Genomic DNA, 22,535 nt, shown 5'->3' with positions numbered 1-22,535 from the left:
GCTCTCGGTTTCAATGTTGTAGTTGAGCGAATACATGGTCGATGCCGTATTGCCAGGGTTGCATGTGCAGATCGAATGTATTGGCGAGCTTGCTGCAATTCAGCCGTGAATTCGCGGGGCGTGTCGCGGCTGTCGGATAGGCACTGGTGGGGACGGCCTGAATGGCGTCTTGCTTCAGTTTCAATGCGATGCCGGATTCTTCGGCAAGGCGAACGATACGACGCGCGTAGTCATACCACGTCGTCTCGCCTGCGGCGGCCAGGTGATACGTACCCCAGGCGTCGAACGACGGGAACAGCGCGCGGGCGAGCACGTGGGCGGTCACGTCGGCGATGAAGGGCGCGGTGGTTGGCGCACCGACCTGATCGGCGACGACGTTGAGCTGCTCACGCTCTTGCGCCAGCCTGAGAATCGTTTTGAGAAAATTCTTCCCGTGCACGCCGACAACCCAGCTCGTACGCAAAATCAAATGACGGCTGCATGCTGCGCGAACCGCAACTTCACCCGCCAGCTTGCTCTGCCCGTAGACCGATAACGGATGCGTGGTGTCGTCTTCGAGGTACGGTTCTGCTTTCGTGCCATCGAATACGTAATCCGTCGAATAGTGAATAAACGGAACGTTCCTGTTTGCCGCCCACGAGGCCATGACGCTAGGAGCATCGGCGTTGATCGCATGCGCCAACGCAGCCTGGCTTTCCGCGAGGTCTACTGCCGTATAGGCGGCCGGATTGACAATGACATCCGGTTGCAATGCGGTGAGCCGTTCCGCAAGCGTGCCAATGTCGGAAAGATCCAGATCTTCCCGTTTCGGTACAAGCAACTCGCCGAGCGGTGCCAATGCACGTTCGAGTTCGAAGCCGACCTGGCCGCTGGAGCCCGTGATCAGGATGCGCGGCATGCATCGGCTCCATATTGCAGGTCAATCCAGTCGCGATAGCTGCCAGACGTGACGTTCTGCACCCACTCCTGATTGTCGAGGTACCAACGCACCGTCTTCCGGATGCCGCCTTCGAATGTCTCTTCAGGTTTCCAGTTCAACTCGCGCTCCAGCTTGCGAGCATCGATTGCGTATCGGCGATCATGCCCGGGGCGATCCTGAACGAAACTGATCTGGTTTGCGTAAGACTGTTTGTCGCTGCGAGGCTGAAGCTCGTCAAGAATCGAGCAGATCGTTCGAACAACCTCGAGATTCGTGCATTCGTTCCAGCCGCCCACGTTATAGGTTTCGCCGACGCTCCCTTGTTGCAGAACACGCCGAATGGCCGAGCAGTGATCCTTCACGTAGAGCCAGTCCCGGATTTGCTGGCCGTCGCCGTAGATCGGCAGGGGCTTGCCGGCCAGCGCGTTCAGAATGACGAGCGGAATGAGCTTTTCCGGGAAATGGTAAGGACCGTAGTTGTTGGAGCAGTTGGTGGTCAGTACCGGCATGCCGTAAGTGTGGTGCCATGCGCGGACGAGATGATCCGACGCGGCCTTGCTTGCGGAGTAGGGGCTGTTGGGCTCGTAGCGGTTCGTTTCCGCGAAGGCCGGATCGTTGGGGCCGAGCGTGCCGTAGACTTCGTCGGTCGACACGTGAAGAAAGCGGAAAGCCTCACGCTCTGCGTCCGGAAGCTCGCTCCAGTAGCCTCGCACCGATTCGAGCAGGTTGAAGGTGCCGACCACGTTGGTTTGAATGAAATCGCCCGGGCCGGAAATGGACCGGTCGACATGCGATTCGGCAGCGAAGTTGATGACCGCGCGCGGGCGATGCTGTTTCAGAAGGTCTCCGACCAGTTCCCTGTCACCGATGTCGCCGCGGACGAACGTGTGCCCAGGATTGTCGGCAAGCGATGCAAGCGTGTCGAGATTGCCCGCATAGGTCAGTTTGTCCAGGTTGATGACGGGCTCTTCGGAGCTGGCAATCCAGTCCAGAACGAAGTTGGCGCCAATGAAACCCGCACCGCCAGTGATTAGCAACATAATGGTCTCTACAATAAATATGAATGAATAGGGCAGTGTGCTTCGACGAAATCGAGTATTCGAAATCCATATGCGCTTTCGTCAATCGGAAAGGCATCGGAGCGCATGCTCATTTTCCGCTTTACGGCGGCGAAGCACTTCGAATGATTTGCCGCACGAATCGAATCGTGCGGCGGGAGATTTACGTGTGGATTACCGGAAAGTCGTAACCGTCGTCATGACCGGGTAAGCAACGGAGAAGATTACATTGAGGAATTTTTGCAGTTCCGCAATTGGCGCATTGGACACGTAGACCACATCCTTGTTGTCCATCATGAAGCTTTGCGCGACGAAGAAACTGTTGGGATCCTTCAGGTTGACTCGATAAACGACCGGAACTAGGCCGTTGGGTGCCGTCTTGACCGGCTGAAGCGGCCATTGGAGCGCATTCGCCTTCTCGAACCGGAAGATGAAGACGCCCTGGGCATCGGAGCGCGAATCGTTCAGGCCGCCCATGCGACCGAGCGCCTGGGCCAGCGTAATGCCCTGCGCTTCGAAGTTGATTTCCTCGTTCTTGCCGGTCGCGCCGAGCGCCGTGAAGCTGTTCGGCTGATACAGCGCCGTCACGACGTCGCCGGGCTGAAGCGGAACGTTCTGGCGCGGATCCCGGATGATCGTTTCCAGCGGCAGCGACTGCACGGTCTTGCCGCGTGTAACCTGTAGCGTCATTTTTTCGATCGGCTGCCGCACGCCGCCCGCGCTGGCGAGCGCGTCGAGGATGCGCTCGCCGCTGGGCGTCAGCGGCATGCGTTTGCTGGAATTGACGTCGCCGACGATCGTGACGTAGGAGGTCGTGTTCTGCACCAGCCTGACCAGCGTTTGGGGCTGATTGGCCTTGCCCTTCAGTCTCTCGGTGATCGCCACGCCGAGTTCCTCGGGCGTGCGTCCGGCGGCCTTGATCGGCCCGACGAACGGGATACGCACATTACCGTAGCTGTCGATCGTCTGATCCGGCAGCGCCGTTACGCGCGCATTGGAGGTGGTGTTGGGGCGCCCGTCCGTCGAAGACGTGCCAAACAGCAAAGCAGGCGGAGCCTCCCAGATCGACACCTCGATGACGTCGCCGGCGCCCAATTGCTGTGACGTCGTCGCGTGTTCGCCGAGGGTTTTCGAAAAGTCGCCGGCCATTTGCAGGGAGAGCAGGCGCCGGGCGACGTCGTCGTTGACGTCGACCACCTGAATGCCGATCGAGCCCGGATTGGCGGGAGCTTGCGTGACGGCCGACGTGCTCGGTCCGGACGTGGGGATAGACGAGCAGGCCGTGAGGGCCATTCCGCATAGTAGCGGCAACGTATAGGTCAGGGAGTGTATGCGACGCATGTTACGAGTGTCTTAAATTTTAGGCTGAGCGTTTGAGACCGCTGCTTCTGAACAAACCTGCAGCGGTCACGGAAAAGGGGGGGGCGATGTGATTCGGTTTCGCGGCTCGCATCCAATCGATCGTCGTCGGCTGAGGAGCGAGGACCGGGTACATGCCGGACGGCCCGCGCCGGCGGCAAAACGTCCGCGTTCGGCGGGGAGGCGGACGGTTTTGCGTTGCACGTGAATTGCTACATGTAGCAGGATGAGCCATTCAATATGCCCGGTCTGGTTCGAAAAACATCAGTGCTTGCCGGAAATTCAGCAGGCACCATTTTAAACAATACCGTACGCGGAAATACGCAATGATCCGGTACGGTCGGAACGACTGGATCTATCCCCCGATTCCTGCCGTCCCGGCTGATATCGCACCGAGAAAACGTTCCCACTGAGGCAGGATGTTCTTTGGCTGATACCGGGTTGCCATTTCGCGTCCCAGTGCTTTCAATTCGGAACGCCGCATTTCAGCGCCGTCGTCATAGGCAACGCGGCCGATCGCATCCGCCAGGCTCCGCGTGCAGTGCGGATCAAAGTATTCGGTCGCTTCGCCGTAGACCTCGCGATGGACCGCGATGTCGGATGACACCACGACCCCGCCGCTGGCCATGGACTCCAGGCCAGAATAGTCGAAACCCTCCGCGAGGCTCGGGCACACTGTCGCGACGGCGTGCCGGTACAACGTGCACAGATCTGCGGCGGGGACCCCGGACAGGACGAACAGGGCGCCGGTATCGATCCACGCGCGCATTTCCTGGGTCAGTACCTCGCTACCCCAGCCGGCGTTGCCGACGAAAACGAGCTTGATCGATGGATCGCGACCCGCCATGAGCGTCGACCATGCTGCCAGGAGTCTAGCGTGATTCTTGCGGGGTTCGATCGTGGAAACCATCAGTAGATACTTGAACGGCTGCCGATCCAGCGCGTCCGCGTAAAAGCGCTCTCTCGATTCGGTCGTGGAAAAGGTCGGATTCAGCGGGCCGGCCGGGGTAATGCGAAGCCTTACGATCTGCTTGACCCGATCGGCCGGCGCGTCGGTTTCGCGGAAATCGGCCGAGATCATGTTGTGAATCGTGACCGACCGATCGCGAACCTCGGGAAGCAACGCGATCAGGCCCTGTCGGGTCGTTTCGGACACACAGGCAAAATACGCGCCCGATTTTGCATTGCTGATCAACGCATGCATGTGCGTGGCGTGATGCCGGACCTTGTTGGCGATCGTGTCGGGCATCATGATCGGAAAGGCGTCGTGATAGCGCACGACGAACGCAACATCGCTGGGGATTCTGCCGGGATACGGCGTCTGCGCAATGAAGACGTTGGCCCGATCGAGCGCGAGGCGTGGATAGATTGCCTCACGCCGGAACTTCAAGGTCAGAAGTCCTGCACTCTGCAACACGTTCCAGGGAACCGTGCAGACACGTAGATCTCGCGCGGTGACGACCTTGAAATCGTCTGCCGGCAGGGTCTTCTCGAACAGGCGGCGCCAGACGAATTCCTCGAAGCCGCAGGGCGCGAAGCGAGTGAGCCGCACGTGAGCACGCGCGGGACGCAACAGCGCGGACAGCGCCAGCGCGTAGGCGGTTCGGCGGGAGCGGACATAGGTACGAACCGTCGCCCAGATGCCTTTGGGTCGCGGTTTGTCCATCGATACGACAACCCGCGTGCGTTCGCGTACGGCAGCGAGCGTCATGTCCGGTTCGCGAGCCGAATCGTCTTCGGCGCCCGGCGCAAGAAACGCGAGCGACGTCTGGAGCAGCCCCTCGACCTCGATCGCCTGGCACTCGCATAAGCCTCGAAACAGGAGTCTCGTTTCCTGGGGAATGCCGGCGTGGCCATCGAGGGCGGGCCGCATTTCCAGAAGAACGCTGAAAGTTCGGTTGTTTGTCATGACGGGATCAGGTTTCTTCCCTGTTCGAGTAGCCAACCGGATCGGCAGACGGCCGATCTTCGAATGTCGCGCACGGATGTGCCGGTACAGAGCCGGCCTTCCTGTTCGCGCCCAGCCCTGCTCTCGGCGGCCATGCAATCTGGCACTGGGCCCGATCCAGCGTCAGATTCCGGCTATAGGCCGGATCGTCCGCCATGAAATCGGCCCAATGTTGCCGCATGTACGCCACCTCGCCATCCGAGCGCCGCTTTTTTTCCGGCGTATCGTCTTCACCGCGGGTTGCCGATTCGTGATGATAGAGTTCGGCGAACGGCGTCCAGATGATTCGATATCCTGCGCTTCTGATGCGCAAGCAAAAGTCGATGTCGTTGAAAGCGACGGGCAAAGACGTTTCGTTGAGGCCGCCGATGTCGACGTAGAGCGATTTCCTGACGACGAGGCAGGCAGCCGTGACGGCAGAAAGGGATTGAACGACTGCTGCCCGAGCCTGATAGCCCGGATCGTGCCTTCGCAGCCCGCGGTGGATATGATCCGCGGCGCCGCTGAGGCCGAGGATGACACCGGCATGCTGCACGGTGTCGTCCGAATACAGAAGTTTTGCGCCGACGGCGCCGACTTCGGGGCGCGTTGCCTGCCCCAGCATTTCTTCCAGCCAGTCCGGGCTGATGACCTCGATGTCGTTGTTGACGAGGGCAAGATAGTCTCCGCGTGCGCGTGCACAAGCGTGGTTGTTGAGCGCGGAATAGTTGAACGGCCGGTCGTCGCGGACGATCTCGATGCGTTCATGCGTGGCCAGCGTGGCAAGGTAATCCAGCGTCTCGCGCTCGTCGGAGCCGTTGTCGACGACGACGATCTCGTAGTGCGGGTAGGTCGTTCGGCGCAGAATGGATTCGATGCATTGGCGCAGCAGCGACAGCCCGTTCCTGGTGGGAATGATGATGCTGACCATCGGGGCCGGCTCGGGTAGCCGATACCGAACCCGGTAGCCGTGCGCCGTTATGCTCGCATCCGCTGCGACTCCGTTGCGCTGCAGATGGTTCGCGAGTGCCAGGTATCCGGCTTGCCTGTCCGCATCGGTGGCCGTGTCGAACTGATCCCGGGCATCGGTGCGAACGTGGTAGAGGATGCTCGGAATATGCACGATGCCATCCGGTCGGGCAGTTCCGATGCACCGCAGCGCCAGATCGTAACCGGACGCGAAGCCCGGACGCGGATCCCAGCCGCCCACGGCCTCGAACAGGCGTGCATGGCAGGCGCTCAAATGCGAGAGCGTGCCGCGAGCCAGGCACAGATCTTCGTTCCAGTCGCATTTGAAGTGCGGATCCTTGCGTGATCCGTCTTCATCAATCCGATCCTCGTCGGAATAGATCAGCTCCGCATGCGGTGCTGCATCGGCAGTCTCGCAGATGGAAAACAGCGCGTGCCGGGGCAGCAGATCGTGCTGGCCGAGCACCGCGATCCACGATCCGGACCGAATCAACGCGCGGGTCAGTTCGTCTTGGGGAGTTGCGTGGTTGCCCGTCTGCAGGATTTTCACGCGGCTGTCGCTCCGGGCGTGATGCTCCAGCAAATGCAGAATCTCCGGATCCGACGTGGCGGGAGCGACGATATGAAGTTCCCAATACGGGTAAATCTGCGCCTTCACATGCAGAATGGTTGCGTTCAGCCAGGCGGCATCCGGCGTGGCCAACGCCATCGCCACCGCAACGGTGGGGCGATCACGGAATGAATCGATGCGACGGCTCATCCGGGCAAGTGCGTCGCCGTTCGGCGTGTCGAAGCACTCGACCCAGTCCGAGTAATCAACGAGCGCATCCGGGTTCTCGAAGAGCTGGCAGTAGTCGTGCCACATGTCCCGCTCAGGCCCGGCGTTCGCTTGCCGGGTCGATGACGAGCCGGATGCTTCGCGTTTGTACATCGGATGCAGCGCGCTCAGCTTTCGATGCATGCGCGAGCGTGCGAATCGGCCCGTCACGCGCGCCAACCTGAATTGCGTAACCGCGTCGTCCGGGTGCGCGGATTCCATCTGCAGGCTGACGCGTCCGGGCGAAGACAGGCGGATGAGCCGTTTACTGACTTGTCTCGTGCTCGTCGTGACCGAGAACGATTCGATTTCGCCACCTTCCTGGGCGACGACGACGCGCACCTTGACGCTGGGGGCGGCGGCATGCGCCCGAAGCTCCAGCATGTACCACCCCGCCTTCACGCGAGCGTGTACCGCATAGCACTTGCACGGCCGCGAGTTCTTCGGCTGATCGGTGTCGTCCGGAAGGCGCCGCAGGTGCGACATGTTCCAGCTCAAGCGAAAGAACTCCAGATCGATCATAGATGACACGGTAATGCGCTACGTCATGACGGAAGGCAGATTGCCGGACCGATGACAGACTCGTATTTCGGGACCTGCATTCACATGACGGGGACGATACGTCCCCGTCATGGCATGGCTGGCGCGGGGCGATCTCGCGAGGAGAGCGAAAGATCAAATCGCGTCCTGTAATGCCGGTAGCGTCGATGAACCTTCGGTTACGCCAGTTTCCGCAGCGCGTCGCAGACGTGGTCGACTTCGGCGTCGCTCAGGTATTCACCCATCGGCAAGCTCAGAACGGATTGACTGAGGCGGTGCGCGACCGGCGTTGCCTGGCTGTAGTGCTGCATGTCGGCGTAGCAGGTCTGCTCGGTAGGAATCGTCGGGTAGTGGATGCCGACACCGACCCCGGCTTCCGTCAGCTGACGCTGAACGGTATCTCGATCCCGGCAGACGATGACGTAGTTGTGCCAGACCGATTGCAGCCCGAAGTCGAGCAGCCGGAAGACCGGAGCGGACTCGTCGACGTTGCCGAGGGCCTGATCGTAGCGTGCGGCGATCGCCCGTCGCTTCTCGATGATGCGATCGAGATCCTTGATCTTCAGGGACAGGAAACCGGCCTGAATCGGATCGAGGCGGCTGTTGAATCCGATGGAATCGTGACGATACTTGACCGAGCTGCCATAGTTGCCAAGTTCGCGCACGCGCTGTGCGAGCACGCTGGAGTTGGTGACCACGCATCCGGCATCGCCGACTGCACCGAGGTTCTTGGAAGGGTAGAAGCTGAACGTCGCGATATCACCGAATGTGCCTACCTTGCGGTCGAAGCGGATATCGCCGTGAGCCTGGGCAGCATCCTCGATGACATACAAGCCGTGTCGCTTTGCGATCTCGTTGATGCGCTTCATATCGGCGGTCGCGCCATACAGATGGACGACGATGATCGCCTTGGTACGCGGCGTAATTGCAGCTTCGATCAGGTCAGGATCGAGGTTGGCCGTTCGAGGTTCGACATCGACCGGGACATTGACCGCGCCGACGTGGGTCACGGCAAGCCAGGTCGCGACGAACGTCTGTGCGGGAACGATGATTTCGTCACCCGGGGCGATACCGAGCGCCTTCAGGGCCAGCGTGATGGCGTCGAGCCCGTTGCCGACCCCGACGCAATGCTCGATGCCGCAATATTCAGCGAATTCCCGTTCGAATTGGCTAACGAGTCCACCGCCGATGAAAGTGCCGTCGTCGAAAAGCTTCGACGCGACGCTGAGAAATTCTGCCTTGTAAGGCGCATTCAGGCGACCTAGATCCAAAAAAGGTACATTCACAGCACGTTCTCCCGCGGTGATTTTGCTGTTTTGAGATATTGATGAAAGTCGTCATAGTTTCTCAGATAGTCCGACTCGCTATATTGCTCACTTGCGAGCACGGCACACACGGCGCCGGACGTGAAACTGTCGACGACGCGCCAGATATGAGGGCAGACGTAGAAGGGCTTGTTCGGTTGATTGATCAATACTGTCCGCTTGTTCGTGCCGTCGTCAAGGTGCAGCTCGTAACAGCCGGCGAACGCGAAAAACACTTGATGCAGATTCTTGTGTGCGTGCCCCGCGCGCTCGACGCCGAACGGTACGTCGTACAGAAAGTAGAATCGCTTGACGTCGAACGGAAGCGCGCCTCCATTTTCAATGAACGACAGGTTCCCGCGGCGATCCGAGAACTGCGGAAGGTCGATGAATCGACACATGTCAACTGAGTAGGTCATGTTTTATGGCGTCGGCGACGTGTTGAAAATTGCCGTAGATGACCGGCGGTGCATTCTCAAAATCTCGAAAATGCGTCTCAAAAAAAGAACTGCTGCGCTGCCCGGTAGAAAGCAGGTAAAACGGAAGCGCCGCTGCTACGGATGCCGACCAGTCACTCTCAGTGTCGCCGGCGTAGCAGCAGGCGCCGTGATGTACGAGGCGCTGTGCTTTCGAATTTCCGACCCCGCCCAGCGGCGAGACGGTTTCCCAGATTGGAAAGAACTTCAATAGATTCAGCGATACGAGTTGCCGTTCGAGCAGCGCCGCGTTGCGGCGCGCGGACAGCAGCATCAGATCGGCCGATGCTGCCAGACCGCGAAGCGCGTCGGCAACGTCCGGCAGCAGCCTGTCGTGCTCGCTGGCCTGTTCGCTCTCGACGATATCGATCCAGGCCGCCGAGATCTTGCTCGCCAGCACTTCATCCACGCCCGTCGCCGTCAGCGCCTTGAGCGTGGAAGATCCATTGCGTTTCAGGTCCCAGAACGTGTCGTGGGCATCGTAGGCGACGTGATGCAGCTTTGACGCTTCATCGAGCGCATACAACTGCTTTTCTTTGCACGAAACGAGCGTGCCGTCGAAATCGAGGGCGACTAGCGGGCGATGTGGCTTCATGACGAGAAGGTCACAATTTCTTCGTAATGGCGGCAGACGATCGCTTCACCGCCCTGTGCCAGCCGGTGCGCGCATGTGCTTTTGAATTCCGATGCTTCCTCGAGATCCAGGAGCGCGGCGAAATGCCATTGAAGCAGCGGAAATCCTGCCGCGACGGAAAGTGCCGTGCCGCCGCCGCAACGGGGATTGATGTCGATGATCTTCAGGTCACCGCTTTCGATGTCGCCGATTACCTGAAAACAGAACAGGCCCTGGAGTTCGAACACGTCCGCAATGCGGCGCGCGAGCGCGTCGGTGTTCGGGTGCACGAAGACGCGTGCCTTCGTGCATACGCCGGCCTTGGTTTCGAGACGCTCGCGTGCGACGGAAATCAGGTCGGCGCCGACACGAAGGACATCGATCGTATATTCGTCGCCGGCGCAGGGCTGTTGATACACGATGGCATCGGTCAGGTCTGCCTGACGGTCCAACTCGTCGAAGTTCGTCACCCGGCGAACGCCGACGCTTCCTACGCCGGATCGCGGCTTGCGAATCAATGCCTGATAGCGCTCGATATCGCTCGGCTGCAGTTTCGAGCCCGGAATCGTATCGGGAACGGGGAGGCCCGCCTCGCGGGAGATATCGAAATTCAGCAGCTTGTCGTTTGAATTTCGCACGCTGTCGGCCGACAGGGCCGGCAGCCGCACGCGCGCGGGAAATCGGGCGCGATGGGCGGTGACGGCAAGAATTTCAGCATCGTGGATCGGATAGATCGCATCGACGCCTTCTTTTTCGCAGATGGCCGTCAAGGCCGACACGAAGGCATCGGTATTGCTCGCGAGCGGTACCTGATAGTGCGTGGTATTCCAGCGAGAGGGAGCCGCAATCATGTGGCGCTCGTTGCTGTCCGTCGTCACAACTCTGACGCCGGGAATCTGCGACAGGCTCTTGATGACGTTGACTGCCGTGGCGGTACCGGCGGCAGTGACAAGGACGCACTTCTGAATATTGGTAGGCATATCGACTTTTGCGCTCACAACGCTTCACCCAATCATCGGACGTGCTTGATAGAACGACCGATGCCTCTCTTCCATGAACTTGAACAATTTGTCCATCAGACCATGATCCAGGTGCTGATCGGCTGCAATGCCGAATCCGCACGGATGGTCGCCGGTCTTTTCCGCGTCGAAAACCACGACTCGATGCTGGCGAGTCGCAGACAGGAATGAATCATAGGACTTCAATTGTTCGAGCTGAGTTTCCGAACATGCATACAGGTAGGGCAAATCGACGGACGAGAAGTCAATATGCGCGCCGTCCTGGAAGCAGCCTTCTTCGATCAGTGCCGTGACGAGGGGCGACAGTGCGTCATGAGCCGGAACGAGATACGGTACGCCGCTGTTGTCTCGCAGCAGATGGGCCGAACTGAGCTTTCTCAACGCAAGCGCCTTGCGCAGCAGGCCGAGCGCGCGGACGGTCTTGATCCGCATCGCGTTGACTTCCTGCAGACGCTCCGTTTCCCACATGCTGATGCATTCAAGGACCGCCGCGTGCAGCATGGCGATGCCGGAGCAGTAAGCCGTGACCATCGTCAGGCTGTGGTCGAGCGCTCGGACGAACTCGATACGCCGTTCCGAATCGTTGTTCAGGCCTGCATAGAAGTGCTCGAAACGACTGCTCATCAGTACCCGCATCAGCGTCATGAGCAACTCGTACTCGCTCTGCAGCCGCATCTGTGAGCCCGAGCTCAGATTGTTGTTGTGCAACCGGTACGAGCACGTGATCTGCCTGGTGAACACGAAACGGCCGTGCAGCAGCAAATTGAGCCACAGCTCGTAATCCTGCAGGCGCTCGTTCGACGCGCCCCAGTACGAGATGTTGAAAAACTCGCGGCGGAACATCGACGCGGGTGCGCAGAGGAAATTCCCGGCCGTCAGTTTGGCGAGCAGCATCTCATGACCATCTTCGTCGATGCGGCTGTGATTGAACACGGTAGCGGCCATCGGCTTGCTTTGCGCATCGATATAGGTGACGCCGGCAAAGGCTGCGCTCGCGTCCGGATTGTTGTCGAGCGCGGCGCAAAGCGCCGACAGGTGATCCGGCGACCAGACGTCGTCCTGGCCGATCTGCGCGATATAGCGTCCACGTGCGAGCCGCGATGCGTCAACGAGTGCGGCGCATACGCCCAGGTTGACCGGCTTGCGCAAACGCCGAACGGAGAGGGCGTGACCGCTCATCCACGACGTCAGAAGATCCCAGCTTCCATCGGTCGACCCGTCGTCGACGACGATCAGTTCGAAATCGGTCAGGTTCTGCGATGCAATGGAATCCAGCATCTCCTGCAGGTAGGCCTGTCCGTTGTAGACCGGCAAGAGGATGCTGACTGTCGGATTGGAACTGTTCTTGTTCATTTGTAGCGTGCTTCCATCAAACGACCAGCAGATGTGATGCCGTGCGGCTCTTGTTCATTTTCGGTGCTCGCTTGGAGCTCAGGATGCCGATGTTTTGCGCCGTCAGCTTGGCGAAATCAGCAGGGCTGAGTCTGTCGTCGATCGTTTCCAGCACCGGAACGTTGTTCAGGTGACGCGAGACGTTGTCGTGGATCCGGCTGTCGCGAGGAAGCTTGTGTCGCGGCACGACGAGGCATTTTCCGGTGATGAAGTCGTCGAGGTAAGCCAGCGGGACGTTGGACAACGCTCCAAGCAGCGGGTGGTCTCCCCGGCCCATCTGATGTTCCGAAATGGCGGTCATGCGGTGGGTATAGACGTCGAAGCGCGAGCAAATCAGCTTTGCCAGTTGCTTTCGGTCCTGCGCCGACGCAGTGGGATACCGGTATCGAACGAGGTAGCGTGCTTCATCGTCGAGCTCGATGTTCGCCAGCGGATCCAGCTCGCGGTAGAGGCCCTTGGCGATCTCTATCCGTTCACCGTCAGCAAGCGGCTTCTGGCCCAGACTCTTGGCCGTACTGTCGTCGTGAACCCGCCAGCCGTAGCTGGGATAGGGCATGTATTTGCTGGAAATCGGTTGCGAGCCGAAATGCCGGATGTAACCGAGCGACAGCCAGATGTCGAAGCAGCTGCGATATTTTTTGACGGCATCGGTTTCCTTCCCGATCAGTTCCTTGCAAATCGCCGTGCGGAACAGCGTGATGTGATGCATGTAGAAGTAATGCATCGAACTCAGCGGATCGAATGTCGGCTTGGCAAAGTGGACATTGACCTCCTGCCCGAATCGCACTTCGTCGGTATAGATGAGGTCGTGACGCTCCCCGACCTCGTTCAGGTGCGCGACGATCGGCGCGAGGTCCACCTCGTCGTCATGGTCGAGAATGGCGACGTACGGCGTGCTGGCGGCGTTGATGCCGCTGGTATAGGAGGTAAAGATTCCCTGATTGACGTCGTGCCTGACATATTTGATGTTTGGGAAGCACGATTGCATCCTGTCGATGAACGATTCGACATGGGGTACCCCTGGGGAGTCGTTGACGACGACCCATTCGATCGAGTCCTGTACGGCCCAGAGTGACGTCGCCAACCGTTCCAGATAATAGATCGACGTCTTGTAGAGCGGCGTGATGACGGAAATGAGCGGTGTATCGGTGCTTGCCGGCCCACGCATGACGGGCTGGTGATTTTCGCCGAGGGCATGAGGGAGCCGGGTCAGCGACGCGTGCAGGCTCGAGACTTGCTCGTTGGTCGACGCCGCGACGCGCGCGAGCGCATGCAGCGAGTTCTCCAGATCATTCAGCTTCCGGTCCTGATCCTTGTGGCGTCGCGTCCACGGTGCCGTGAAGCTGAAAAATCGCTTCAGCTTGGTCGCACGAATGGCGCGGTCCAGTCCACTCATATCGATCGAGCGTGCGCGGGCTTCCTTCGAATTTCTCAGCTGTCCGAGAATTTGAAGCTTGCCGATCCCGTTGCGGATACGGCGCAGATAATATGCATGGCCCTCCTGATCGGCTTCCCTGCCCAATACTGTCCGATATGCAGCAAGAACGAATGCTTCGTCGTCCAGACCGAGCAGATCGTCCAATGTAGCCGGAGGAACCTTGTGCGAATAAGGGGGGGAAGTGACAGTCATTGGTAAACCTACCTCAATTTTTCTTGCGATGTATTCTGCTTCGGTGGTGTGACAGGGAATCTTGGCGCTCTCCCGCCGCCTGCCAGTCGGTAAATTCATCCTGCCTCGCTATCTGGCGGGGATGATCCAGCGTCCTATTCGTCGTAAGGTCGAAGTGAGTTTCCATGAGGCGCTTGCCTTGATCCGCTCTAGCTCGTCGCGAGTTGCTTGCAGGTCCCGTTCGAGCATGTGTACCCGGGTCTCGGTTGCGCTCCACTGCGCCTTGTATTCCGTTGCTTCGGCCTGATGCTGTCGATCGCGAGTCTGCAGTTCACGTCGGGCTGCTTCAATATCCGCTTGAAGCGCTTTCACTTCATCGTGAAACTGCGCTTCACGTGCGATGCGCTTGTCGTCGGAGCCGCGCAGCGCTGCTTGCAATTCGTCTAACTGGTCGGTGAGAGTCTGGGTCTTCAGTAGGGCCGCAGACAGGGCGGCTTCTGATCTTTCCTGAAGAGAGGTCAATTGCTGGCGATGTCCATCGCGTTGTTCGTTGAGCGTTTGTTGCCATTGAAGTTCTCGACGCGCGTCAGCTTCGGCGGAGCCGTGTTTCTCGGCGACCAGACTACTGAGATTTTGCTGCGCGGTTTTGATCGCTGCGATCAATGATTCTCGCTCACGGAAAGATTCCGCTTCAAGCGTGCGTACCAACTGATTGTGAGTGGTTTCGCGAACCAGCGCTTCCTGGTTCCACGTCAATTCGCTTGCGGCATGCTCGGCAGTGACGCGGCTTACAGCAGCTTCGCTCAACTGGAGCGCCTGTGACAATGCGTCGATTCGAAGCGTTGCAGTATGCGCGTCTGCCTTGGACTGCCGTTCCAGCTCCAGAATTTTCTCTTCGAGTGTGCGGCACTGATCCCTTTGGCGAACGAACTCCCCGCCGTGCTGCATCGCAGTCTGGTAATAGAGATCGACCTGGGCCGATAGCGCGTCGATCAACCGAAGGGTAGGCTGCATGCCCGCGAGAGCGTCACTCCACTCGATGCATCGCTGCCGCAATTCGGGATCATCCAGATCGTGCTTCTGGAGTGCGCATGCCCTGAGTGCCGTGTAGGCATCCCGGACCATGGTCTGACACATTGGTTCGAGATCGAAGTCAGTGCTCGAGAAAACCGTGTGCCGTAGCGAAAGGTCCAGAAACTCGGTTTCGTACGCTGCCAGCCGTTGCGGGTCGATCTTCAGGCCAAATCGAGTTGCGCACAAGTCGATGTAGGGCTGAGGCGCTTCGAGAAAGGCGTCGTAATCTACGATGCATCTGGATGCGCCGTTGGTATGAACGAGTCCCGGCAGGACGTGCTGAAGCCACAGGAGGTAACTTTTTCCGGGGATGAAGCCGTTGCGTTCCTTGAGTGAACGAGCGACGCTCACCGGATTGCGCAAGGTAATTAGATAATGCGTCTCGACTTGGCAATGCGCGAAGACCTGTTGCCAGAAAGGGAGCAATTTGGACACCCGCGGATCCTTGAATCCGAATACATCCGCATCGCGGATTTTCTTTTGCAGCAGGTCGACTGCTTGTCCGAAAAAGCCCTTATGGCGCAACGTGTCGAAATCGATTTCTTCGAGCGACGTCAGATGATGCCAGTCATTTTCCACGGCATCGAGCATGGCGATGTTGAGCGCATTGAGGTCGCTGTCTTCGAAGAACCCTTTTGCGTTGTTTCCTTCAATGCCAGGAAGTAATGCGTCACCGAGCTGCACGCCCAGTACCGGGAGCATATTGGTGATTGCACTTGAGCCGCTGCGATGCATCGCAAGAACGACGATCAGTTTTTGACGGTAAGTTGCCACTCAAATACCTTTGCGCCCACGCGCGTCGCTTCGCTCGATTCTGTTGATAATCGACCAGTTGAGTTGGACGGCCGATCGAGTTCCGGCCCGATTTTCCGGAATATCTTTACATCAGACAAATAACCCGCTTTGCATGGCGATGTGGAGTCAAGCGGTGCTTGCCTGATAAAAATCGTAAGCTTGGCCGACGTCCGCGAAATTGTGAAGCTTTCCCTGCACCAGCACGGCTGCGCGGTCGCAATGCTGTCGAACATATGCGACATCATGGCTGACAATAATGAGCGCTCGATCCCGTCGTTTTTCGAAAAGCTCGTGATGGCATTTCGCGTGAAAGCGGCTGTCACCAACCGCGATAATCTCATCGATCAGGAAGCAATCAAATTCAATTGCCATCGAAATTGCGAACGCCAAACGTGCCCGCATGCCGGAAGAATACGTCTTAACTGGTTCTCGAAGGTAGCTGCCTAACTCCGAAAATTCCTGCACGAACGGCTCCGCGCGCTTCGCATCCGCACCATACACCCGACATACGAAGCGCAGGTTATCCATTCCTGTCAGGCTTCCCTGGAAGGCGCCGCCGAAGGCAAGTGGCCAGGAGACACTCATGTCACGCGTAATGCGCCCGGCCGTCGGAGGTTCTGCGCCGCTGATCATCCGGATCAACGTCGATTTCCCTGCACCGTTCCGTCCGAGAATGCCGACACGTTCGCCCTTGTTTACGGTCAGTGAAATGTCGTCGAGTACCGTGCGTCGGCCGGTCCGAGTGTGGTAAGCCTTGCTCAGGCCTTTGAGAGCAATCATTCCGGCTCCACGTGCTTGCTGGCCTCCCGGACGAGGCACAGACCGATGAGTAGAAGAACCAGGTCGAAGGTCACCATATAACCGATGTCGTAATGTGCTTTGACGAGAGGGCCGAAATAACCGGATCGGATCATTTCTACGCCGTGCACCATTGGCAGAAGCAAAACGAATTTCTGCGCATACTGAGGCATCCAATCCACCATGAATACCGCGCCCGACAATGGAAACAGCAGGTAGGCGATCGTGTGCCAGACTCGCTCGACGGTTTCGCTGCGCTCGCTTAGTGCGCCAAGCGTAAATCCGAGGCCGCAAGCGAGGGTCGCGATATGAATCCATCCGCCGAGGATCAGGGCGATGTTGTGCGGCGGCGCCATCATGCCGATCCCGATGAAGAGCACGCTCAGTACGAAAAACGACATCGTTGCGCCGGATATCTCCAGCACCAGGCGTGCCATCAGAAGATCGATTACCCTGACGTTGCGATGGTAGAGCAGGCTTTGATTGGGCTGGATCGCAAGCGAGCAGCGGCCTGCGCAATTGCGCCATAGCAGCACTGTCGAATAGCCGGTGACGGCAAATGCCGTGATCGGCAACGTCGAGCCGTGAGTCGCCTTGGTGACTGTCCATAGGGCTGTGACGCCCAGCGTGAACATCATCGGTTCGCACATGATCCACAGGAAGCCAACGTTGTGGCGACCGTAGCGCGTGATGATTTCACGCATCAGCAGCGCGCCGACGACGCGGATCTGAATGCGCAACGAACGAAAGAAGGGCGTGTCGTGATGCACGGCTTGCCGATTAGTCATAGTGCTCTCGGACGCCGGCCAGCAACAGGCTCAAGATGCCCCAGACGATCATGCTCAACGCGAAAGTTTCAAAAATCGATTTTAGGCGTCGCGGTTCGATTGCGATGTCTGGGGTGTTGGGCTCGACGAGCCGTTCGAGATAGAGTTGCTTGCGCTGCAATTCGGCGCGCGCGTTTTCCATACCTGTCATCGCGGAAGCTAGCTGCTTGTCCGCAAACTGCGATTCCAGCTGCAGGCGTGCGTATTGAGCAGCCTTGTCCGACAGCGAGCCGGTTCGGCCGGCGACACCGCTGGTGGCCGCCTCGATTTGACGCTGAAGCGTCGAAATATTGGTTTTTAGCGTCGCGACCTGCGGGTTTGCCGGCGCGGTGGACTGCAACTGGATTAGTTGGCTCTGTGCCGCCAGCAACTGCGATTGCAGACTGCTGACTTGCTGCAGCTCCAAGGCGGATTGCTTGTCGGGATCGAAAACCGTGTGCGTGTTCCGATATGAGGCTAGAGCTGCAGCTGCATCCTTGGCCTTTTCGGTTGCCTGGTCGACCTGCTTCTGCGCGAATCGCACGGTATCGTTCGCGGCACGATCGTTCATGCGATTTACGAGGCCTTCACTCAGCTCCAGCAGCGATTCGTTGATCCTTTCGGCATCCTGCGCAGTGTAGGCGCGGATCTGAAGGGTCGTGATGGCGGATGCTGAGTCGAAGTCGACCGAGACGACATGCTTGCGATAGTATTTCAGCAGGGCTTCAAAGCTGTTGTCGAACGACTTCGAGAACCTGCTGACGAAGTCGCCGTGGTCACCATACGCGTTGGCAATATAGTCGGCCTTGTTCAACTCACGTAGTGCATCGCGGGACTGGATATAGTCGACCACCGCGTAGGTGTCGTCCTGCGCGCGCGAGAAGCCGGAGCCTTGCAGCAATGCGCCCACGACGCTCGTTTGCATTTGCCGCTGTGGGCTGCGAACAACGAAGCGCGATTCCGAGACGTAAACGTCGGATGCGATGAGACCGAAGTACGCGACCGCGATCGCGGTTGGGACGATCACTGTGAACGCGAAGAGACGGTTGATTCCCTTGATGCGCTCCATCAAGGGCTTCTTGCCGTTGTTGGGTGGTACGGTCGTTTCGTTGCTAGATGTGGTTTCCAACGCAATTCCCAGACTAAATATTTTTCCCGTCCCGTAGCAACGGGCTTGCGAATTCCGACGAGCGGGGCAGGGAATCGCAGCGACCGATGCGGCGGTGCATCCCATCTCGGCCGGCAAACGTCGGAGGCGTTGCCCGCCGCATCTGGCATGCGCCGCCCGTGACTTTCGCGTGTGCGAGGCGGCGAACGCAGTAGGTTTTTTAAAACGAGCCGCCGATTATAGCTACGTGGAGTGACTCGCGCTATCTCTCGCTGTGGCAACGCGCATGTTGCGAAATCGCGGATGTTTATATTTTCACAAAGGTACTGTATTCTTCGCCGGTTCTGGAGCACCGGTCTGCTTATTAAAAAACTGCTGCTGACCTAGCCGTGGGGGGTCCTTCGTCTGGTTCGTGCAGCCTTGATGCTTTCACATGCAACGCTCCTTTCTTGTCCTGCAGGGTACGGCTTCCCCATTTTTTGGCAGGCTGGCTGCCGCGCTGCGTGAGCGCGGACACTGGGTTCGTAGGGTCAATTTTTGTGGCGGGGATCTGATTTATTCGGATTCGAAGGGAAGCTGGAACTACTCGGATCCGGTCGAGCATTTGCTGGAATGGTATGACCACATCGTAAAATCGGGCAATTTTACTGACATCGTCATGTTTGGCGATTGTAGGGAAATTCATCGTCCTGTCCATCCGATCGCCGAGGCGAACGGCCTCCGGGTCCATGTGTTCGAGGAAGGATACGTCCGTCCTCATTGGCTGACGCTTGAGCGCGGCGGCGTGAATGGCCGGTCGTCGTTGCCGAAGGATCCGGCTGTCTACTACGCGGCGCGCGGCGCGACGCCCTCCGCCGGGGTCGGCCGCCCAACGGGGTATAACCTGTATGAGCGCGCGTTTCATGACATCCGCTACCGTGCAGCCAATGCGTTCCTTAGCGCCCGGTTCCCGCATTATCGGAGTCACCGGCCGAAGAACGGCCTGTTTGAATACGCTGGGCTGGCGTCGCGGGCGCTACTGCAAAGGCTTCACCAGGGCGAGGCCGAGCGTGTGACAGCAGAACTTCTGGCGAAAGAGCAGGATTTTTATCTTTTCCCGCTGCAATTGAATTCGGACGCGCAAATTATTGTCCATTCCCCATTTGACGGGGTCCGTGACGCAATCGATCGTGTGGTGCAATCGTTTGCGGCATATTCTCCGCCGGATTCATTGCTGGTAATTAAGAATCACCCGCTTGACACGGGATTGATCGAATACAGGCGCTATACCGAAAGGCTGGCTCACGAGTTGTGCGTGGCCGAACGAGTTCGCTTTATCGACGCCGGGCATTTGCCGACGCTTCTCGATCATGCTAGGGGCGTCGTCGTGGTGAACAGCACAGTGGGCTTGTCGGCCCTACATCATCGGCGGCCGCTGATTACGCTGGGCGACGCAATCTACTCAATCCCCGGGTTGACCTGGCAGGGAACGCTGGATGGCTTCTGGGGGCAAGGGAGCGAGCCGGACATGGATCTTTATCAAGCGTTCCTAGACTACATCATGCATTACACGCAGATCAACGGCGATTTTTACACGCGGACCGGCATCGAGATGGCGGTAAAGGGATCGGTCGACCGGCTGGATCGGGCACATGCGTAATCAAGGGCCGGCGCATATCGTGGTTACCGGAGCCAGTGCCGGCCTCGGTCAAGCTATTGCATACGCCTACGCACGGCCTGGGGCCGTGCTCGGCCTTATCGGTCGCGATCGCGAGCGGATTGATGCGACCGCTGCGATCTGCCGTGCGCGCGGTGCTACGGTTGAAACAGGCGTCATCGACGTGCGTGAGGCGACGGCCATGGCTGCGTGGCTCGACGATTTCGACGCCCGGCATCCGATCGACCTGTTGATCGCGAATGCCGGTGTCGCCAGCACGATCGCATCGGCCTCGGATTGGGAGGGGGGGGAGCGCATCGCGCACGTTATCGATACCAATCTGTACGGCATGCTCAACACGGTCCTGCCTGTCATTGAGCGGATGTGTTCGCGCAGGTATGGTCGCGTTGCAATGGTCAGCTCGCTCGCCGCGCTGCGCGGCATGGCGATCTCGCCTGCCTATTGCGCGAGCAAATCTGCCATCAAGGCCTATGGAGACTCGGTAAGACCGCTGCTGGCTCGCCGCGGGGTGGGCGTTACGGTGATCCTTCCCGGCTTCGTGAAGACGGCGATGAGTGACGCGTTCCCCGGCGACAGGCCGTTTCTGTGGAGTGCCGAACGTGCTGCGACCTACATTCGTCGCCGGCTCGATGCGGGGAGCAGCGAGATCGCGTTCCCGGGCTTGCTCGCGCTCGGCATGCGCCTGCTGTCGTTTTTACCCGCCGCGCTGGCCGATGCGATTCTTGGCCGCTTGTCGTATCTGCCGTCGAAGGGCCGGGTCAATTGAGTGGGAGCCATACATGGGGGCTCGCAGCCACTGTTGCGTTCTCGTTCGCGTTCGATGCGGTCGCCATTCCGCGGGCACCGATTCGACGACCGTTGCTGTCGTCTGCACTTCACATTCTTTCGGTACTCTTCTTATTTGACCTGCTGGTCGCCGTCACGTCACGGCCGCTTTTTTCGGCCTGCGCGACGCTCGCGCTCGTCGGTCTTGTCGCTGCAGTCAGCAATGCCAAATACGAGTCGTTGCGTGAGCCGTTCGTATTTACCGATCTCAGTCTCTTCAGCCAATTGTTTTCGCACCCCCGGCTCTACCTGCCGTTCCTGAGCGTGGGCAAACTCGCCGCGATTGGAGCCGGCATCGTACTGGTGATCGCGGGCTTCGTCGTCGAGCGGTCCGTGTCTTTAGGTTCTCCCGCAATGACCTGGCTTGCGGTGGTATTGCCATTCGCGCTCGCCGTATCCGTCGCCGCTCGCCTGCCGCTCACGCTTGATCCGAACGTCGACCAAGGGCGCCATGGTTTCTTTGCAGTGTTTGTAGCCTATTTGCTCAATGGCCTGCGTCCCACGACATTTCGGCGGTTGCTTGAAGTGGTGGCGGCCGGACCGTTCGCCATTGGCGAGCCGCGGCGCCGCCCTGACGTGATCGTGATCCAGAGTGAATCGTTCTTCGATGCGCGCCGGCTTGGTGACACGATCGCGTCCGGGCTCTACGGGCACTTCGACGACGCGCGTCGCGAGGCTGTCTGGCACGGCGAGATGAGCGTTCCCGCCTGGGGCGCGAACACCATGCGTACGGAATTTGCCGTGCTGACCGGCACGGAAACCTTCGCGCTTGGCTATGCACGCTTTTATCCGTACGCATTTGTCAGGCGTCGAATCGCGTCACTCGCATCCTGGCTGGGATGTAGCGGCTACGATACAACTGCAATTCACCCATATTACGCGGATTTCTTCGGACGTAACCGGGTATTTCCGCTGCTCGGCTTTGCCCATTTCCTCGATATCGGTCATTTTGCTTCCGCATCGCGTGCCGGTCCGTATGTGGCGGATGTGGCTGTTTCCGACGCAATCGTTTCGAAGCTAAGTGCGGCGGACCGTGGCCGCCCACAGTTCCTCTTCGCCATGACGATGGAAAACCATGGCCCGCTGCACCTCGAGCGGGTTTTGCCAGGGGAATCGACTTCGCGGCATACTCTTGGCGAAGACGCCTCCTGGCGTGACCTGACTGCATACCTGCGGCACATTGAAAATGCAGACGCAATGATCGGGCGCTTGCTCGATTATTTGCGCACCAGCGATCGTGAAACCGTCGTTTGCTTCTACGGCGACCACGTCCCCGCACTGCCTCATGTCTTCGAAAAGCTGGGCGTTATTCCGCAAACCAGCGACTACTTCATTTGGCGAAATTACGGCACAGACACTCCCGAATGCCGGAATTTGGCGGCCGAAGAACTCGGGTCGGTACTTTTGCATGTGGTACAAGATGACGGAAATCGCACGGAGCAGCCGTGCGCGTCCGAGAAAGCGACATAA

At 59.0% G+C, this 22,535-nt stretch carries 18 protein-coding genes; 3 read left to right on the top strand and 15 right to left on the bottom strand.

Annotated elements, in window-relative coordinates:
* Positions 1-10: 10 nt before the first annotated feature.
* The 15 genes from rfbD to HWX08_RS11570 form a co-directional block, all read right to left on the bottom strand.
* The gene (gene rfbD / locus HWX08_RS11640) at positions 11-898 is read right to left on the bottom strand and encodes a dTDP-4-dehydrorhamnose reductase (protein WP_174919657.1); all 888 of its coding nucleotides are present in this window, start codon (positions 896-898) and stop codon (positions 11-13) included.
* Positions 883-1,959, bottom strand: a complete 1,077-nt coding sequence (rfbB, locus tag HWX08_RS11635; RefSeq protein WP_208454951.1) for a dTDP-glucose 4,6-dehydratase — start codon at positions 1,957-1,959, stop codon at positions 883-885. The genes rfbD and rfbB overlap by 16 nt, the downstream gene beginning before the upstream one ends.
* A gap of 192 nt (positions 1,960-2,151) precedes the next feature.
* Complete coding sequence (locus HWX08_RS11630; RefSeq protein WP_174919655.1) at positions 2,152-3,318, bottom strand: polysaccharide biosynthesis/export family protein; 1,167 nt, start codon at positions 3,316-3,318, stop codon at positions 2,152-2,154.
* Positions 3,319-3,691: 373 nt separating this feature from the next.
* Positions 3,692-5,245: a glycosyltransferase family 4 protein gene (locus HWX08_RS11625; RefSeq protein WP_174919653.1), complete on the bottom strand. Its 1,554-nt coding sequence runs from the start codon at positions 5,243-5,245 to the stop codon at positions 3,692-3,694.
* A 7-nt stretch (positions 5,246-5,252) separates the two neighbouring features.
* Positions 5,253-7,571 carry a glycosyltransferase family 2 protein gene (locus HWX08_RS11620; protein ID WP_174919651.1) on the bottom strand — a complete coding sequence of 773 codons (2,319 nt, stop codon included), beginning with the start codon at positions 7,569-7,571 and terminating at the stop codon, positions 5,253-5,255.
* Positions 7,572-7,768: 197 nt separating this feature from the next.
* Positions 7,769-8,875 (bottom strand): DegT/DnrJ/EryC1/StrS family aminotransferase, encoded by a 1,107-nt coding sequence (locus HWX08_RS11615; protein WP_174919649.1) that lies wholly within the window; start codon positions 8,873-8,875, stop codon positions 7,769-7,771.
* The gene (locus tag HWX08_RS11610; protein ID WP_174919647.1) at positions 8,872-9,312 is read right to left on the bottom strand and encodes a sugar 3,4-ketoisomerase; all 441 of its coding nucleotides are present in this window, start codon (positions 9,310-9,312) and stop codon (positions 8,872-8,874) included. Before HWX08_RS11610 ends, HWX08_RS11615 begins: the two co-directional genes overlap by 4 nt.
* Entirely contained in the window at positions 9,296-9,964 is a 669-nt protein-coding gene (locus tag HWX08_RS11605; protein ID WP_174919645.1) for an HAD family hydrolase, read from the bottom strand. Before HWX08_RS11605 ends, HWX08_RS11610 begins: the two co-directional genes overlap by 17 nt.
* Positions 9,961-10,962 carry an ATP-grasp domain-containing protein gene (locus HWX08_RS11600; protein ID WP_175807040.1) on the bottom strand — a complete coding sequence of 334 codons (1,002 nt, stop codon included), beginning with the start codon at positions 10,960-10,962 and terminating at the stop codon, positions 9,961-9,963. The genes HWX08_RS11605 and HWX08_RS11600 overlap by 4 nt, the downstream gene beginning before the upstream one ends.
* 24 nt (positions 10,963-10,986) lie before the next feature.
* Positions 10,987-12,354, bottom strand: a complete 1,368-nt coding sequence (locus HWX08_RS11595; RefSeq protein WP_174919643.1) for a glycosyltransferase family 2 protein — start codon at positions 12,352-12,354, stop codon at positions 10,987-10,989.
* 16 nt (positions 12,355-12,370) lie between these two features.
* Entirely contained in the window at positions 12,371-14,023 is a 1,653-nt protein-coding gene (locus tag HWX08_RS11590) for a glycosyltransferase (protein ID WP_174919642.1), read from the bottom strand.
* Positions 14,024-14,131: 108 nt separating this feature from the next.
* Positions 14,132-15,850 (bottom strand): hypothetical protein, encoded by a 1,719-nt coding sequence (locus tag HWX08_RS11585; protein ID WP_174919641.1) that lies wholly within the window; start codon positions 15,848-15,850, stop codon positions 14,132-14,134.
* A 147-nt stretch (positions 15,851-15,997) separates the two neighbouring features.
* Positions 15,998-16,651 carry an ABC transporter ATP-binding protein gene (locus HWX08_RS11580; RefSeq protein WP_059590821.1) on the bottom strand — a complete coding sequence of 218 codons (654 nt, stop codon included), beginning with the start codon at positions 16,649-16,651 and terminating at the stop codon, positions 15,998-16,000.
* Positions 16,648-17,457, bottom strand: a complete 810-nt coding sequence (locus HWX08_RS11575) for an ABC transporter permease (protein ID WP_174919640.1) — start codon at positions 17,455-17,457, stop codon at positions 16,648-16,650. The genes HWX08_RS11580 and HWX08_RS11575 overlap by 4 nt, the downstream gene beginning before the upstream one ends.
* A complete protein-coding gene (locus tag HWX08_RS11570) occupies positions 17,450-18,544 on the bottom strand; it encodes a KpsE/RkpR family capsule polysaccharide export protein (RefSeq protein ID WP_244122735.1) in 1,095 nt (364 codons plus the stop codon). The genes HWX08_RS11575 and HWX08_RS11570 overlap by 8 nt, the downstream gene beginning before the upstream one ends.
* A 472-nt stretch (positions 18,545-19,016) precedes the next feature.
* Here HWX08_RS11570 and HWX08_RS11565 point away from each other — a divergent pair, with 472 nt between their 5' ends.
* The 3 genes from HWX08_RS11565 to HWX08_RS11555 are packed head-to-tail and all read left to right on the top strand — an operon-like array spanning position 19,017 to position 22,535.
* Positions 19,017-20,222 carry a capsule biosynthesis protein gene (locus HWX08_RS11565; RefSeq protein WP_174919637.1) on the top strand — a complete coding sequence of 402 codons (1,206 nt, stop codon included), beginning with the start codon at positions 19,017-19,019 and terminating at the stop codon, positions 20,220-20,222.
* The gene (locus tag HWX08_RS11560) at positions 20,215-21,006 is read left to right on the top strand and encodes an SDR family NAD(P)-dependent oxidoreductase (RefSeq protein WP_174919629.1); all 792 of its coding nucleotides are present in this window, start codon (positions 20,215-20,217) and stop codon (positions 21,004-21,006) included. Before HWX08_RS11565 ends, HWX08_RS11560 begins: the two co-directional genes overlap by 8 nt.
* Positions 21,003-22,535: an LTA synthase family protein gene (locus tag HWX08_RS11555; protein ID WP_174919627.1), complete on the top strand. Its 1,533-nt coding sequence runs from the start codon at positions 21,003-21,005 to the stop codon at positions 22,533-22,535. Before HWX08_RS11560 ends, HWX08_RS11555 begins: the two co-directional genes overlap by 4 nt.

The sequence above is a fragment of the Burkholderia metallica genome, from assembly GCF_902832845.1.
Lineage (GTDB): Bacteria > Pseudomonadota > Gammaproteobacteria > Burkholderiales > Burkholderiaceae > Burkholderia > Burkholderia metallica.
This window is presented reverse-complemented; position numbering and strand designations above follow the sequence as displayed.

Excerpts from the sequence above, each read along its gene's own strand:
- HWX08_RS11575 (WP_174919640.1), bottom strand. The coding sequence starts at position 17,457 with ATGACTAATCGGCAAGCCGTGCATCACGACACGCCCTTCTTTCGTTCG.
- HWX08_RS11565 (WP_174919637.1), top strand. The coding sequence starts at position 19,017 with ATGCAACGCTCCTTTCTTGTCCTGCAGGGTACGGCTTCCCCATTTTTT.
- HWX08_RS11620 (WP_174919651.1), bottom strand. The coding sequence starts at position 7,571 with ATGATCGATCTGGAGTTCTTTCGCTTGAGCTGGAACATGTCGCACCTG.
- rfbB (WP_208454951.1), bottom strand. The coding sequence starts at position 1,959 with ATGTTGCTAATCACTGGCGGTGCGGGTTTCATTGGCGCCAACTTCGTT.
- HWX08_RS11630 (WP_174919655.1), bottom strand. The coding sequence starts at position 3,318 with ATGCGTCGCATACACTCCCTGACCTATACGTTGCCGCTACTATGCGGA.
- HWX08_RS11605 (WP_174919645.1), bottom strand. The coding sequence starts at position 9,964 with ATGAAGCCACATCGCCCGCTAGTCGCCCTCGATTTCGACGGCACGCTC.
- HWX08_RS11625 (WP_174919653.1), bottom strand. The coding sequence starts at position 5,245 with ATGACAAACAACCGAACTTTCAGCGTTCTTCTGGAAATGCGGCCCGCC.
- rfbD (WP_174919657.1), bottom strand. The coding sequence starts at position 898 with ATGCCGCGCATCCTGATCACGGGCTCCAGCGGCCAGGTCGGCTTCGAA.
- HWX08_RS11560 (WP_174919629.1), top strand. The coding sequence starts at position 20,215 with ATGCGTAATCAAGGGCCGGCGCATATCGTGGTTACCGGAGCCAGTGCC.
- HWX08_RS11600 (WP_175807040.1), bottom strand. The coding sequence starts at position 10,962 with ATGCCTACCAATATTCAGAAGTGCGTCCTTGTCACTGCCGCCGGTACC.
- HWX08_RS11590 (WP_174919642.1), bottom strand. The coding sequence starts at position 14,023 with ATGACTGTCACTTCCCCCCCTTATTCGCACAAGGTTCCTCCGGCTACA.
- HWX08_RS11580 (WP_059590821.1), bottom strand. The coding sequence starts at position 16,651 with ATGATTGCTCTCAAAGGCCTGAGCAAGGCTTACCACACTCGGACCGGC.
- HWX08_RS11610 (WP_174919647.1), bottom strand. The coding sequence starts at position 9,312 with ATGACCTACTCAGTTGACATGTGTCGATTCATCGACCTTCCGCAGTTC.
- HWX08_RS11570 (WP_244122735.1), bottom strand. The coding sequence starts at position 18,544 with ATGGAGCGCATCAAGGGAATCAACCGTCTCTTCGCGTTCACAGTGATC.
- HWX08_RS11595 (WP_174919643.1), bottom strand. The coding sequence starts at position 12,354 with ATGAACAAGAACAGTTCCAATCCGACAGTCAGCATCCTCTTGCCGGTC.